Here is a 13,637-nt window from a genome sequence, read left to right as displayed (position 1 = left end):
CTGGAAAACCGGACCGGAGTTCGGCCCTGAAATTTACACCACCTTGACGGACGCTATCCGGCAAGCCGTTCACTGCCGGACAGGCAGCTCAGAAAAACCCCACCGAAAAGCTTGGCGACCTAGACATGTTCACTGCCGGACAGGCAGCTCAGAAAATTGAGGCCGGCTATTCCAAGACGCGTGCCGCGTTCACTGCCGGACAGGCAGCTCAGAAATGTGCCGGCGTAACCGGCACGAGCTGCCACCCGTTCACTGCCGGACAGGCAGCTCAGAAAGTCGCTTTCGGCGATGCAAGCAATGACTCCGAGTTCACTGCCGGACAGGCAGCTCAGAAAATCGAGACACTCGGTCTGGATTGGGGTGACCTGTTCACTGCCGGACAGGCAGCTCAGAAAGATGAAAATGCCCAGCTCGCGGATGCGGGCGGGTTCACTGCCGGACAGGCAGCTCAGAAAAGAGTGACAGCCTCGCTCTGCCACGCCGGCCGCTCAAAAACCGGCCCGTGCGGCTTGCTGCCCTTGATGTTTGTACAAAAAGGCAGGCCGTGGTGCTGGCTTGCCTCAAGCCCGCCGCCGGCTTGCTTTATAATGCCGCTTTTGTTGACGGGCGGTGCGCAGGCGATGTCGGTTGGTCATTACGAGAATTTCCCGGTCGGTTCCCTCCTGCTGCCGCGGCGCATGCGCCGCGCGGTGCACGTGATCTATCACTTTGCCCGTCATGCCGACGATATCGCGGACGAGGGCGACGCCCAGCCGGCGCAAAGGTTGGCCGCATTGCAGGCGCTGCGCGACGAGCTGGCGCGCATCGAGGCCGGCATCGCGCCGCAGCTGCCGCTGATGCAGGATCTGGCACGGGTGATCGCCGCCTACCAATTGCCGCTGGCGCCGTTTTACGATCTGCTGTCGGCGTTCAGCCAGGACGTGACCAAGACGCGCTACCAGGACTTTGCCGAGCTGGTCGACTACTGCCGCCGCTCCGCCAACCCGGTCGGGCGCCTGATGCTGGCGCTGTACGGCGAGCGTGACCCGCGCAGCCTGGCGATGTCGGACGGCATCTGCACCGCGCTGCAGCTGATCAACTTCTGGCAGGACGTGGCCGTGGACTGGCAAAAGGGCCGCGTCTACATCCCGCAGGACGATCTGGCCAAGCTGCGTGTCAGCGAAGATCAGATCGCGCGCGGCGACGCCGGCGGGGTGTGGCCGATGCTGATGGACAAGGAAGTGAAGCGCGCGCTCGCCATGCTGGAGGCCGGCTCGCCGCTGGCGCTGAAGCTGAAGGGGCGGCTGGGCTGGGAGCTGCGCCTGATCGTGCTCGGCGGCGAGCGCATCCTGAAAAAGATACACGACGTGCGCGGTGACGTATTCACGCAGCGACCGGTGCTGACCAGCCGTGACTGGCTGGCGATCATCTGGAAGGCGCTGAGCGCGCGTTCCGGCAAAAACAAGAGGAGACGGGCGTGACCCCGCAGCAATACTGTGAAGACAAGGCCGCCAAGAGCGGCTCCAGCTTTTACGCCAGCTTCCGCTACCTGCCGCCGGCGCAGCGCGACGCGATGGTGGCGCTGTACGCGTTCTGCCGCGAGGTGGACGACGTGGTGGACGAGATCCACGACGACAACGTGGCGCGCACCACGCTGGCGTGGTGGCGCAGCGAGCTGGCGGCGCTGTACCACGGCACGCCCAGCCATCCGGTGATGCTGGCACTCAAGCCGCACGTGGCGCGCTTCGAGCTGCCGCAGGCGTGGCTGGCGGAGATCATCGACGGCATGCAGATGGACCTGGACGTGCCGCGCTACAACCGTTTTGCCGACCTGCAGCTGTACTGTCACCGCGTCGCCGGCGTGGTCGGCCAGCTGTCGGCGCAGATCTTCGGCTATACCGACCGCGCCACGCTGAAGTACGCGCACGAGCTAGGGCTGGCTTTCCAGCTCACCAACATCATCCGCGACGTGGGCGAGGACGCGCGCCGCGGCCGGCTGTACCTGCCGGTGGAAGACCTGCAGCGCTTCGGCGTGCCGGCGTCCGAGGTGCTGGCCTACCGCGAATCGCCGCAGTTCGAGGAGCTGATGCGCTTCCAGATCGAGCGCGCGCACCAGCACTACCGCAAGGCGTGGGAACTGCTGCCGGCGGCCGACCGCAAGGCGCAGCGCATCGGCCTGGTGATGGCGGCGATCTACCGCGCCACGCTGGACGAGATCGCGCTGGACGGCCCGGGCAAGGTGCTCAACCAGCGGCTGTCGCTGTCGCCGGGGCGCAAGCTGTGGCTGGCGTGGAAAACCTGGACCTTCGGCTACAAGCCGTGACACCGCGCGTTGCCGTCATCGGCGCCGGCTGGGCCGGCCTCGCCGCCGCCATCACGCTGGCGCCTGCGGCCAACCTTGTGTTGTTCGAGGCCGGCAAGATCGCCGGCGGCCGCGCCCGCCGCGTACCACTGGACGGCATGGCGCTGGACAACGGCCAGCACATCCTGATCGGCGCCTACCGCGAATCGCTGCGCCTGATGCGGCAGGTGGGCGTCGATCCGGCACAGGTACTGGCCAGCCAGCCGCTGCGCTGGCACCAGATCGACGGCGTGCAGCTGCACTGCCCGGACTGGCCGGCGCCGTGGCATCTGCTGGCCGGGCTGTGTCGTGCCAAGGGACTGGGCTGGCGCGACAAGCTGGTACTGGCACGGCTATTGACCCAGCTCAGGGTGCGGCGCTGGCAGATCGGGCACGATGTCGCGGCGCTGGACTGGCTGCGGCAGCGTGGCCAGTCGCAGGCGCTGCTGGACGGCTTCTGGACGCCGCTGATCTTGGCGACGCTGAATACGCCGCCGGCGCAGGCCTCGATGCAGCTGCTGGCCAATGTGCTGCGCGACAGCCTGGGCGCGGCGCAAGCTGACGCCAGCCGCCTGCTGCTGCCGCGCACCGACCTGAGCGCGCTGTTCGCCGAGCCGGCGCTGCAGTGGCTGGCCGCTGCCGGCGCGCAGTTGCGCCTCGGGCAGCGGGTGCGGCACATCGACTGGCAGGCAAAGCGGCCGCTGGTGGACGGCGAGGCCTTCGATGCCGTGCTGCTTGCCACCGCGCCGTATCACGCCGCCAGCCTCGCCGCCGACGAAAAGCTGAGCGCCATGCTCAAGGCGTGGCAATACCAGCCGATAACTACCCTGTACCTGCGTTTCGAGGGCAGGGTGCGTCTGCCGCAGGCGATGACTGGCTTGCAGCGCGGCATCGGCCAGTGGTGGTTCGACCGCGAGGCGCTGACCGGCGAGGCCGGGCTGGTGGCGGTGGTGATCAGCGCCGCCGGCGAGCACGACACGCTGTCGCGCACGGCGCTGACGGCGCGGGTGCTGGCCGAATTGCAGCAGCATGTGCCGGACTTGCCGCCGCTGGCGGCCAGCTGGCAGATCACCGAACAGCGCGCGACGTTTGCGGCCAACGTTGGCCTGACGCGCCCGGCGCCGCGACTTGGCGTAAAATCCGGCTATCTCGTGGGTGACTGGTTGTGTGCCGACTATCCGGCGACGCTCGAAGGCGCCGTCCGCAGCGGTATCGCCAGCGCCCATGCCCTCATGCAGGACTGGAAAAAACAACATGATGCAAACGTTTGACAAAGATTATCTCGCCGGCCGCGTGCTGCTGGTGACCGGTGCAACGCAAGGTATCGGCCGCGAGACGGCGCTGGCCGCCGCGCGCCATGGTGCTACCGTAGTATTGCTGGCGCGCAGTGTGAAGGGCCTGGAGAAGGTGTACGACGAGATCGTGGCGGCGGGCCTGCCGGAGCCGCTGGCGATCCCGCTGGATCTGCTCAAGGCCAGCGACGACGAATTCAATACCCTGGCATTCCGGATCAAGCAGGTGGTAGGGCGGCTGGACGGCATCGTGCACTGTGCCGCACACTTTTATGCGCTGTCGCCGCTGGTGGACCAGCGCATCGAGGAATGGATGAACCAGTACCGGGTCAACACCGTGGTGCCGTTTGCACTGACCCGTGCCTGCCTGCCGCTGTTGAAACAGGCGGCCGACGCCAGTGTGGTATTCGTCGGCGAGACCCACGGCCAGCACCCGGGACCGTTCTGGGGCGGCTTTGGCGCCTCCAAGGCCGGGCTGGGCTATCTGGTGAAGGTCGCCGCCAACGAGTGGGATGTGTGGCCGCAGCTGCGCGTCAACCTGCTGGTGCCGGGGCCGGTCAACTCGCCGCAGCGCACCCGTACCCATCCGGGCGAGGCCAAGAGCGAGCGCGGCGAACTGGCGGCGCTGATGCCGCACATGCTGTACTGGCTGGGACAGGCCAGTGCCGGCCGCAGCGGCGAGATTATCGAGCTGGATCTGCGTCCGTCGTAAACCACAAGGACAAGTATGCGTGCCTATCTGTTATTACCAGCGCTGGCGATGCTTGGCGGCTGCAACTGGGTGATGAATGTCAGCGGCCTGGCGGCCGAGGCCAACAAGGCCGTCGGCGCTGCCTGCCGCCAGACCGGCCGCTCGCTGGAGGCGTGCTATGCCCGCAATCCGGAGGCGGACAAGGCACAGATCTACGCCGGCTGGCGCGAGATGCACGAATACATGGCCAAGAACAAGCTGGAAACCATGGACCCGCCGCCGGAGCCGCCACCGGAATTGTCCGCGCCATTGGCAGCGGTTGACAGCAGCGGTGCAAAGGCAAAAGTGGCGGAACACGCCGCTCAAAAAAAAAATGAACCAGCCGTAGCCTCGCTTGCCCCGCTGGCAAAGCGGCACCCGCTGACCAGCGCCGAAGCCGACGAGCTGGCGCGCAACGATCCACAGGTGGAGGCGATCCTGTCGACCATCCGCCGTAATGAACAGCCGGCCAAGCCCAGCGGCCCGTCGCCTGCGGAGCAGCGCCTGCTCAGCCTGATCAACGAGCAGAGCGCGCCACCGGCGGCGGTGGGGCAGGAGGATTCCTTCGGCAAGCCGGCCGCCGTGGTCAAGAAATAATCACCGCTGCCGCGCGAGTCGCGGGCAGGCCCGCATTTCCTGTTGCAACCCGCTAGTGCCGGCACTAACGGGTTTTGTCATTTTCTGAAGACGCCATGGCCAAATTCAACAAGACCCTCTATCAATGCACGCAATGCGGCGGCAGCTCGCCCAAGTGGCAGGGCCAGTGCCCGCATTGCGGCGAATGGAACACGCTGACCGAAACCGTGGCCGCGCCGGCCCCGGCGGCCAACACCCGCTACCAGAGCTGGACGGCGCAGACGCAGCCGGTGCAACAGCTGTCGCAGGTGCAGGCGGAGGAGGTGCCGCGCGAGCCGTCCGGCATCGAGGAGCTGGACCGCGTGCTCGGCGGCGGCATCGTCAAGGGTGCGGTGGTGCTGCTGGGCGGCGACCCCGGCATCGGCAAGTCCACGCTGCTGCTGCAGGCGCTGTCCGCCATCGGCTCGACGCGCAAGGTGCTGTACGTGTCCGGCGAGGAATCGCCGCAGCAGATCGCGCTGCGCGCCTCGCGGCTGGTGGTGGACGCGGCGCGGGTGCGGCTGCTGTCGGAGATCCGGCTGGAGTCCATCCTCGCCACGCTGCAGACCGAGATGCCGGAAGTAGCGGTGATCGACTCCATCCAGACGCTGTATTCCGACCAGGTGACTTCGGCGCCAGGCTCGGTGTCGCAGGTGCGCGAGTGCGCGGCGCAGCTGACGCGGATGGCGAAGCAGAGCGGCATCACCATCATCCTGGTCGGCCATGTCACCAAGGAAGGCTCGCTGGCCGGGCCGCGCGTGCTGGAGCACATCGTCGATACCGTGCTCTATTTCGAGGGTGACAGCCACTCCAGCTACCGCATGATCCGCGCCATCAAGAACCGTTTCGGCGCGGCCAACGAGCTGGGCGTGTTCGCGATGACCGACCGCGGCCTGAAGGGCGTGTCCAACCCGTCGGCGATCTTCCTGTCCAGCTACCGCGACGACGTGTCCGGCTCCTGCGTGCTGGTGACGCAGGAGGGCAGCCGCCCGCTGCTGGTGGAAGTCCAGGCGCTGGTCGACGATGCCCACGGCTTCCAGCCCAAGCGCCTCACCGTCGGGCTGGAGCAGAACCGGCTGGCGATGTTGATGGCGGTGCTCAATCGTCATGCCGGTATCGCCTGCTTCGACCAGGACGTGTTCCTGAATGCGGTGGGCGGCGTCAAGATCAACGAGCCGGCCGCTGACCTGGCGGTGATCCTGGCGATGGTGTCTTCGCTGCGCAACAAGTCGCTGCCGGAGAAGCTGGTGGTGTTCGGCGAGGTGGGTCTGTCCGGCGAGGTGCGGCCGGTGACGCGCGGCCAGGAGCGGCTGAAAGAGGCGGCCAAGCTCGGTTTCGAGCGCGCCATCGTGCCGGTGGCCAACAAGCCGCGCCAGGCCATCGACGGGCTGGAGGTGATCGGGGTGGAACGCCTGTCCGAAGCCGTGGAATACTGTACCCGTCGTTAACCGAAAAGAGCAGCCATGCCGCCCAGTGTTGAACAGATCGAAGCCGAACGGCCCTACCTGCTGCGCTTTGCGCTGGCGCAATTGCGCGATACTGCCGCGGCCGAGGATGCGGTACAGGACGCGCTGCTGGCAGCGCTGGAGGCGCGTGAGCGCTTTGCCGGCAAGGCCAGCCTGCGCACCTGGCTGACGTCCATCCTGCGTTTCAAGCTGATCGACATCGTGCGCAAGCAGCACCGCGAGGTGGCTACCGACCTGACCGGGGAGCTGGACGACAGCGATCTGGACGGCCTGTTCAGCGCCAGTGGCCACTGGCAGGAAAAGGTCAGCGCCTGGGGTGTACCGGAACAGTCGCTGCTGGCCGCCCAGTTCTGGCAGGTGTACGCGCGCTGTACCGAGGCGATGCCGCGGCGCACCGCGCTGGTGTTCGCCATGCGCGAGGTGCTGGACATGGACATCAGCGAAATCTGTCAGAATCTGGAGATCAGCGCGACCAACTGTTCGGTGATGCTCTACCGCGCACGGATGAGCCTGCGCGAATGTTTGCAGCTGCGCTGGCTGCAGGGGGAAAACGCATGATGCTCAGTTGCCGCGAGGCCAGCCGGCTGATATCCGACGCCATGGACCGCAAGCTCAGCCGCCCCGAACGGCTCAGCCTGCAGTTCCACCTGCTGCTGTGCAGCAACTGTCGCCATTTCCGGCTGCAGATGGCGACGTTGCGCGCCGGCATCCGCGAAGGCCGCCAGCACTGACGCAGGTACAAGAAAAAGCCGGATCACGATCGGTGATCCGGCTTTTTGTGACTGTGCTGCGGTTTAGAAACCGATCAGGGTGATCACCCCTAGCACCGCGAAAATACAGGCGGCGATGCGGTGCACGGTGGCTACCGGCAGCTTGCGTGCCGCCACTTCGCCTAGCAGCACCGCCGGCACGTTGGTGATCATCATGCCCAGCGTGGTGCCCGCCACCACCGCCGGCAGTGCGTCGAAGCGTGCCGACAGCGCCACGGTGGCGATCTGTGTCTTGTCGCCCATCTCGGCCATGAAGAAGGCGATCACGGTGGCGCCGAACACGCCGACGCGATCCAGCAGCGGCATGTCGTCATCCAGCTTGTCCGGAATCAGCATCCATAGCGCCATGGCGATGAAGGAGATGCCCAGCACCCAGCGCAGGATGTTGTCGGTAATGTAGGCCGACGCGATCTGGCCGAGCCAGGCGGCGGCAAAATGGTTGAGCACGGTGGCCACGAAAATGCCGGCGACGATGGGTAGCGGTTTCTTGAAACGGGCGGCGAGCAGCAGTGCGAGCAGCTGGGTCTTGTCGCCGATTTCGGCCAGGGTGACGATGCCGGTAGAGAGCAGGAAGGCTTCCATGAAATGATCCGGGGGGCTGCGCGGACAACATGATTCCCCGCTGCCGCAGCCCCCGCTACGCACCGGAAAATCATGAGTCTTGCCAGGCCTTGCGGCTGTTTGCGCCATGGTGCGGCCGGATTGCCCGGCGAACCAAGTGTGTTGACGCAAGCCTCTGTCAGTAATGCAGAGCGGCTACTCCCTCAGGACGGGCGGATTGTACGCGATGGTGGTGCGTGCTTCAAGGTTGGCCGCAATGCTTGCGGCCAACCCTGGGCCGGATCAGCCCAGCTGCGAGGTGCAGTGCGGGCAGCGCGTCGCCTTCAGCGGAATGCTGGACAGGCAGTAGCCGCACTCCTTGGTGGTGACTTCCGCCGGTGCCGCCGGCGCCGGACGCTGCAGGCGGTTCAGCGTCTTGATCAGCATGAAGATGGCAAAGGCGATGATGGTGAAGCTGACCAGCGCATTGATGAACAGGCCGATGTTCAGCGTCACTGCGCCGGCTTCCTTTGCCGCCGCCACCGAGGCGTACGGTGCCGCCTTGGCGCCTTCCTTCAGCACGAAGAACAGGTTGGCAAAGTCGACGTTACCGATCAGCAGGCCGATCGGCGGCATGATGACGTCATCGACCAGTGATTTGACGATGCTGCCAAACGCCCCCCCGATAACGACACCAACGGCCAGGTCGATGACGTTGCCACGCATGGCAAATTCGCGAAACTCTTTCAGCACGGACATGTTGTTTCCTTTGTTGGCTGCCGGATATCAATGACAAGCTAGTATCCGACAGTGGCAAAGGCAAGGGCAACGGCTTTTTGCACGTAAAAGCACCCGAGGCCACTATTGTGCGGCCACGGGTGCGAAGTGCCGGTTTCAGGCGGTCTGCTTGCCTGCTTCCACTTCGAAGTGGGCGGCCAGATCGGAAACCTGGGCTGCCTGATCGGCCAGTTTCCCGATGCCATGATTGGCAGAGGCGATGTGCTGGTGCGATTCGGCAAACTGCTCGGTGATGTGGGCCATGCGCTCGGCAATGTGAGCGGCGGCGGCAGACTGCTGCACGTTGGTACCGGCAATGGCCTGCATCATCTGGTTGACGCTGTGCGAGCTGTCCTGCACGTCTTGCAGCTTGGTGGTCGTGCGCAGCTGTGCCTCGGCGCCGGCACGGGTCTGCTCCGTGATGGTGGTGATGGCGTTGACGGTGCTGTTGGCAGCCTCGCGCACATTGTGGATCAGCTGCTTGATCTGGTCGGTGCTGAGGCTGGTGCGTTCCGCCAGCTTGCGCACCTCGTCGGCAACCACCGCAAAGCCGCGGCCGGATTCGCCGGCACGGGCGGCTTCGATGGCGGCATTCAGCGCCAGCAGATTGGTCTGGTCGGCGATGTCGTGAATGGTCTGTGTTACCTGGGTGATGCTGTCGATGGCGCTGGCGAGATCAGTGATGATGTGCTGTGCCTGCTCTACCGATTGGCTTGCCGCCAGCGTGCGCTGCTGCGAGGTGCTCATGTCGGCGCAGCTCTGCGCCACGTTGCTGCTGGTGTCGATGCTGAGGCGGGCGGTCTCTTCGGCGTGGCCGGCCACCTGTTCGATGGAGGCGGACAGCTCTTCTATCGCGCTGCTGATCTGGTTGACGCTGTCGTTGCCGGCCTCCATGCGTTCGAACAGCTCGGCGATGCGATGCTGCATTTTCACGGTCTCGGCGGCTTGGGCACTGGCAGTCATCTGCAGTTCGTCCAGCATTACCTTGAGATGTACCTGCATGTAGGCAAGTGTGGCTTCCAGGTAACCCTGCTCACCGGCACGATTGATGGACAGCTCGTTGGTCAGACGCCCTTCGGCAATGTGCTGGCAGACATCATTCAGGCGTCGCGCATGGTATTTGCGACGCTGCTCGACCAACAGCCAGCTTACGGTGTTCAGCACGCAGGCAGCGGTGATCGCATAGCCGGCGGTGCCACCTGCCAGTACGCCGCCGCTGACGCCCAGCATGGTGGCCAGCGCGACATAGAACGGACGGAACCAGGTCAGGGTGCTGCCCTGCATTCTGGCCTTACGCAGCGGCTTGCCTTGCATCAGCTGCGGATACAGCAGGCTTGCCTCCTGCACTGCCTTTGGCTGTGCCGGGATGCGCACCGACATATAGCCGTAGGTGGCACCGTTTTTCTTTACCGGCACCACAAAGGCATCCACCCAATAATAGTTGCCATTCTTGCAGCGGTTCTTGACCAGGCCGCGCCAGCTGTCACCACGCTTGATGGTTTTCCACAGGTCATCGAACAGTACCGGCGGCATGTCCGGGTGACGCACTACGTTATGATTTTTGCCGACCAGTTCCTCGCGGCTGAAGCCGGAGATTTCGACGAAGCGATCGTTGGCGTAGGTGGTGATGCCCTTGAGGTCGGTACGGGTAACGATGAGGCCGCTGGTGAACGGTACTTCAATATCATGGACTGGCAGGTTTTTTTTCATGACTCGGACAGTGAAGTGGGTGGGCAATCAAACAAATGCGGATGACAGTATACAAGCGGCACATATTATAACCACAGCATGGCATACGCCATTGGTAGACTTGATCCAAATCAAGGCTGTGCAATTCTGATTTTGCTGTTTAAAATGATCAGACTTATTACATTATATTTTTAATGATTACTACCGATTGACCGGGTTGATTTGTATCAAATCCGATACGGTCCGGAGGAGTTGCACATGAAAATCGCGGTTTTCGACGCCAAGCAATACGATAGGCACGCCATGGAGTCGGCAAATATTGATTACGGTTTTGTGCTGACCTTTTTCGAGTCAAGACTGAGCAGCGATACCGTGGCGCTGGCCGCCGGCTTCGAGGTGGTGTGTCCGTTTGTCAATGACCGGCTGGATGCGGCGGCGGTGGCCTGTCTGGCGGCCGGCGGTACGCGGCTGGTGGCGCTGCGCTGTGCCGGTTTCAATGGTGTTGATCTGGCGGCCTGTAGCCGCTACGGCATCCGCGTGGTGCGGGTGCCGGCCTATTCGCCGCATGCAGTGGCCGAGCACGCGTTCGCACTGCTGCTGGCGGTCAACCGCCGCATCCACAAGGCCTATGTACGGGTGCGCGAGATGGATTTCTCGCTGGACGGGCTGGTCGGCTTCGATCTGCACGGCAAGACCTTCGGCGTGATCGGCACCGGTCGCATCGGCGAGGCGGCCATCGGCATCGCCCGCGGCTTCGGCATGCGCGTGCTGGCTCACGATGTGGCACAGGACCGGCCCCTAGCCAGTCAGCTCGGCTTCAGCTATGTCGACCGTGCCACGTTGCTGGCCGAAGCCGATGTCATCAGCCTGCATCTGCCGCTGTCGCCGGCGACGCGGCACCTGATCGATGCGGGCGCCCTGGCGCAGATGAAGCGCGGCGCGCTGCTGATCAATACCAGCCGCGGCGGCCTGATCGATACCCCGGCGCTGATCGAGGCATTGAAGGATGGTCACCTGGGCGGGGTGGGGCTGGATGTTTATGAAATGGAAGAAGGGGTGTTCTTTGAAAACCTGTCCGACGTCGGCTTGCAGGATGACCAGCTGGCGCGGCTGCTGACCTTTCCCAATGTGCTGGTCACCTCCCACCAGGGCTTCCTCACCCGCGAGGCGCTGGACAATATCGCCCGCACCACGCTGGATAATGTGCAGGCCTTTGCCCGTGGCGTCGTGCTGGACAACGCGGTGCACGGCTGATGTCGGCCGCCTTGCGGCCAACGTTGGCCGCAAGGCGGTAGGGTTTATTGCGCCGCCGGATCGCGGCGGAACAGCCAGGTGTTGGCGTCGGACAGCTCCGGCACGAAGGCATAGCCCTCGCTGTCGAACGCCTTCAGCTGCCCGGCGTCCGTCACCTGCCGCTGCGTCGCCCAGCGCGCCATCAGCCCGCGCGCGCGCTTGGCGTAGAAGCTGATGATCTTGTACTGGCCGTTCTTCAGGTCCTGGAACACCGGGGTGATGATGTTGGCGTCAAGCAGCTTCGACTTCACCGACTTGAAGTACTCGTCGGAGGCGAGGTTGACCAGCACCGGCGCCGGCTGTGCCGCCAGCTCGCGATTCAGCGCCTCGGTGATGAGCGTGCCCCAGAACTCGTACAGGTTCTTGCCGCGCGGATTGGCGAGGCGGGTGCCCATCTCCAGCCGGTACGGTTGCATCAGATCCAGCGGCCGCAGCAGGCCGTACAGCCCGGACAGGATGCGCAGGTGGCGCTGCAGGTAGTCGTGTCCGGCCGCATTCAGCGACGCCGCATCCAGCCCTTCGTACACATCGCCCATGAACGCCAGCACCGCCTGCTTGGCATTGTCGGGCGTGAAATCCGGCTGCCAGTCGTGGTAGCGGCCGACGTTGAGCTGCGCCAGCGCATCGCTGATGCCCATCAGCTGGCCGATGTCGGCCAGCGACTTGTCGCGCAGCACGCGGATCAGCGCCATGCTGTCATCGAGGAAAGCCGGCTGCGTGTACGGCACCGTCCGCGGCGGGGTGTTGAAATCCAGCGTTTTCGCCGGAGAAATAACCATTAACATAGCAATCCTTGTCGTGCGCAATGGCAGGGATTGTAACGCAGAGCCGAAACGCTTTTCAGGAGGGATGATGCGAGTATTGGTACAAAGAGTGCGCGAGGCGTCGGTCACCGTCGACGGCCGGATCACTGGCGCGATCGGGGCCGGGCTGTTGCTGCTGGTCGGCATCGAGGCGCCGGACAGCCGCGCCGACAGCGAATGGCTGGTAAAGAAGATCAGCCAGCTGCGCATTTTCGACGACGACGACGGCGTGATGAACCGCTCGCTGCTCGACTGCGGCGGCGAGGTGCTGGCGGTGAGCCAGTTCACCCTGTTCGCCACCACCAAGAAGGGCAACCGCCCCGGCTACAGCCGCGCGGCACGGCCGGAGCAATCCTCGCCGATGTTCGACGAGTTCGTGCAGCTGATGAGCGCGGCGCTGGGCAAGGCGGTGCCGACCGGGGTGTTCGGCGCCGACATGCAGGTGGCGCTGGTCAACGACGGCCCGGTGACCATCTGGCTGGACAGCAAGGCGCCGGAGTAGGTAGTGCCAGCGGTGCGGCCCCTACCGGCGCGCACCACACCACGATGAAGGCTATAGCGCGCGGCCAAGGTTGGCCGCAACGCTTTGACGGCAAGGGGATTCCGCATGACACAGCCACGACCGGCACTGCTGATCATCGACATGCAGCAGGGGATGGCGCTGCCGCAGGCCGGTATACGCAACAATCCGCAGGCAGAGGCCAATATCACGCAGCTGCTGGCGACGTGGCGCGCGGCGGGGCAGACGGTGATCCATGTGCGCCACATGTCGCGTACGCCGGGTTCGCTGTTCTGGCCCGGCCAGCGCGGGGCCGAGTTTCAGCCGGCCTTCCTGCCGCTGGACAGCGAGACGGTATTCGAGAAGAACGTGCCCGATGCCTTTACCCATAGTGCACTGGAGCGCTGGCTGCACATGCGCGGCATCCGCCGCCTGCTGATCACCGGCGTCAGCACCAACAACTCGGTAGAAGCCACCGCGCGCAGCGCCGGCAATCTCGGCTTCGACACCCTGGTGGTCAGCGATGCCTGCTTCGCCTTCGCCAGGGCCGACTACCACGGCACGCCGCGCAGCGCGGACGAGGTGCACGCGATGGCGCTGGCGAATCTGGATGGCGAGTATGCGCGGGTGCTGACGACCGGACAGGCGCTGACCCTGCTGGCGGAGGACTAAGAACCTGTTCAAGGTCTGCTGCGCTTCGGCGATACGGCGTTAAAAACGCCTTCGGAATGCTCATTTACCCCGTGTAAACTCCGCTTCCTCAGTCGTTTTCGCCTTGTCTCGCGCTAGCAGCCTGTCGGACTTGGGCCTGCCCGAAGGCGGAATAGTGAAACGCAGGGCCGT

At 64.7% G+C, this 13,637-nt stretch carries 15 protein-coding genes, 1 CRISPR repeat array and 1 riboswitch; of the genes, 11 read left to right on the top strand and 4 right to left on the bottom strand.

The genetic code is table 11. The annotated features are described in order from the left end of the window. Positions 1-67: 67 nt before the first annotated feature. A CRISPR array of direct repeats spans positions 68-455; the repeat unit is 28 nt; unit sequence GTTCACTGCCGGACAGGCAGCTCAGAAA. Positions 456-620: 165 nt separating this feature from the next. From hpnC to IE083_RS14280, 8 genes are all read left to right on the top strand, one after another. Next, positions 621-1,460: a squalene synthase HpnC gene (gene hpnC / locus IE083_RS14315; RefSeq protein ID WP_189354682.1), complete on the top strand. Its 840-nt coding sequence runs from the start codon at positions 621-623 to the stop codon at positions 1,458-1,460. Next, entirely contained in the window at positions 1,457-2,302 is an 846-nt protein-coding gene (gene hpnD / locus IE083_RS14310; RefSeq protein WP_189354680.1) for a presqualene diphosphate synthase HpnD, read from the top strand. Before hpnC ends, hpnD begins: the two co-directional genes overlap by 4 nt. Then, positions 2,299-3,591, top strand: a complete 1,293-nt coding sequence (gene hpnE / locus IE083_RS14305; protein WP_189354678.1) for a hydroxysqualene dehydroxylase HpnE — start codon at positions 2,299-2,301, stop codon at positions 3,589-3,591. The genes hpnD and hpnE overlap by 4 nt, the downstream gene beginning before the upstream one ends. Next, positions 3,575-4,324 (top strand): SDR family oxidoreductase, encoded by a 750-nt coding sequence (locus IE083_RS14300; protein ID WP_189354676.1) that lies wholly within the window; start codon positions 3,575-3,577, stop codon positions 4,322-4,324. Before hpnE ends, IE083_RS14300 begins: the two co-directional genes overlap by 17 nt. 15 nt (positions 4,325-4,339) lie before the next feature. Continuing rightward, positions 4,340-4,939, top strand: a complete 600-nt coding sequence (locus tag IE083_RS14295; protein ID WP_229799766.1) for a hypothetical protein — start codon at positions 4,340-4,342, stop codon at positions 4,937-4,939. A 95-nt stretch (positions 4,940-5,034) separates the two neighbouring features. Then, entirely contained in the window at positions 5,035-6,405 is a 1,371-nt protein-coding gene (radA, locus tag IE083_RS14290; protein WP_189354675.1) for a DNA repair protein RadA, read from the top strand. A 15-nt stretch (positions 6,406-6,420) separates the two neighbouring features. Then, entirely contained in the window at positions 6,421-6,981 is a 561-nt protein-coding gene (locus IE083_RS14285; RefSeq protein WP_189354673.1) for a sigma-70 family RNA polymerase sigma factor, read from the top strand. Then, positions 6,978-7,154 (top strand): zf-HC2 domain-containing protein, encoded by a 177-nt coding sequence (locus IE083_RS14280; protein ID WP_189354671.1) that lies wholly within the window; start codon positions 6,978-6,980, stop codon positions 7,152-7,154. The genes IE083_RS14285 and IE083_RS14280 overlap by 4 nt, the downstream gene beginning before the upstream one ends. Before the next feature lie 63 nt (positions 7,155-7,217). Here IE083_RS14280 and IE083_RS14275 read toward each other — a convergent pair whose 3' ends face one another. The 3 genes from IE083_RS14275 to IE083_RS14265 all read right to left on the bottom strand — a co-directional run bounded on the left by IE083_RS14275 (position 7,218) and on the right by IE083_RS14265 (position 10,220). Then, positions 7,218-7,775 (bottom strand): TMEM165/GDT1 family protein, encoded by a 558-nt coding sequence (locus IE083_RS14275; protein ID WP_189354669.1) that lies wholly within the window; start codon positions 7,773-7,775, stop codon positions 7,218-7,220. 5 nt (positions 7,776-7,780) lie between these two features. After that, positions 7,781-7,970: riboswitch (yybP-ykoY riboswitch) on the bottom strand. 66 nt (positions 7,971-8,036) lie between these two features. Continuing rightward, positions 8,037-8,492 carry a large-conductance mechanosensitive channel protein MscL gene (gene mscL, locus IE083_RS14270; RefSeq protein ID WP_189354668.1) on the bottom strand — a complete coding sequence of 152 codons (456 nt, stop codon included), beginning with the start codon at positions 8,490-8,492 and terminating at the stop codon, positions 8,037-8,039. A 135-nt stretch (positions 8,493-8,627) separates the two neighbouring features. Continuing rightward, on the bottom strand, positions 8,628-10,220 hold the full coding sequence (locus IE083_RS14265) for a methyl-accepting chemotaxis protein (protein ID WP_189354666.1): 1,593 nt from the start codon (positions 10,218-10,220) through the stop codon (positions 8,628-8,630). A 237-nt stretch (positions 10,221-10,457) separates the two neighbouring features. On the opposite strand from IE083_RS14265, the gene IE083_RS14260 reads away from it, so the two are divergent. Next, entirely contained in the window at positions 10,458-11,453 is a 996-nt protein-coding gene (locus IE083_RS14260; protein ID WP_189354664.1) for a 2-hydroxyacid dehydrogenase, read from the top strand. 44 nt (positions 11,454-11,497) lie between these two features. Here the strand turns inward: IE083_RS14260 and yaaA are convergent, their stop codons facing one another. Further along, positions 11,498-12,277: a peroxide stress protein YaaA gene (yaaA, locus tag IE083_RS14255; protein WP_189354663.1), complete on the bottom strand. Its 780-nt coding sequence runs from the start codon at positions 12,275-12,277 to the stop codon at positions 11,498-11,500. A gap of 67 nt (positions 12,278-12,344) precedes the next feature. Between yaaA and dtd the strand changes: the two genes are divergently transcribed. Both dtd and IE083_RS14245 read left to right on the top strand, forming a co-directional pair. Beyond that, on the top strand, positions 12,345-12,797 hold the full coding sequence (gene dtd / locus IE083_RS14250) for a D-aminoacyl-tRNA deacylase (protein WP_189354661.1): 453 nt from the start codon (positions 12,345-12,347) through the stop codon (positions 12,795-12,797). Between the two features lie 105 nt (positions 12,798-12,902). After that, on the top strand, positions 12,903-13,466 hold the full coding sequence (locus IE083_RS14245; protein ID WP_189354659.1) for a cysteine hydrolase family protein: 564 nt from the start codon (positions 12,903-12,905) through the stop codon (positions 13,464-13,466). Positions 13,467-13,637: the final 171 nt, after the last annotated feature.

This window comes from Vogesella fluminis (assembly GCF_014652335.1).
GTDB lineage: Bacteria > Pseudomonadota > Gammaproteobacteria > Burkholderiales > Chromobacteriaceae > Vogesella > Vogesella fluminis.
The sequence above is the reverse complement of the archived record's forward strand: the minus strand, read 5'-3'. Positions and strand labels throughout refer to the sequence as shown.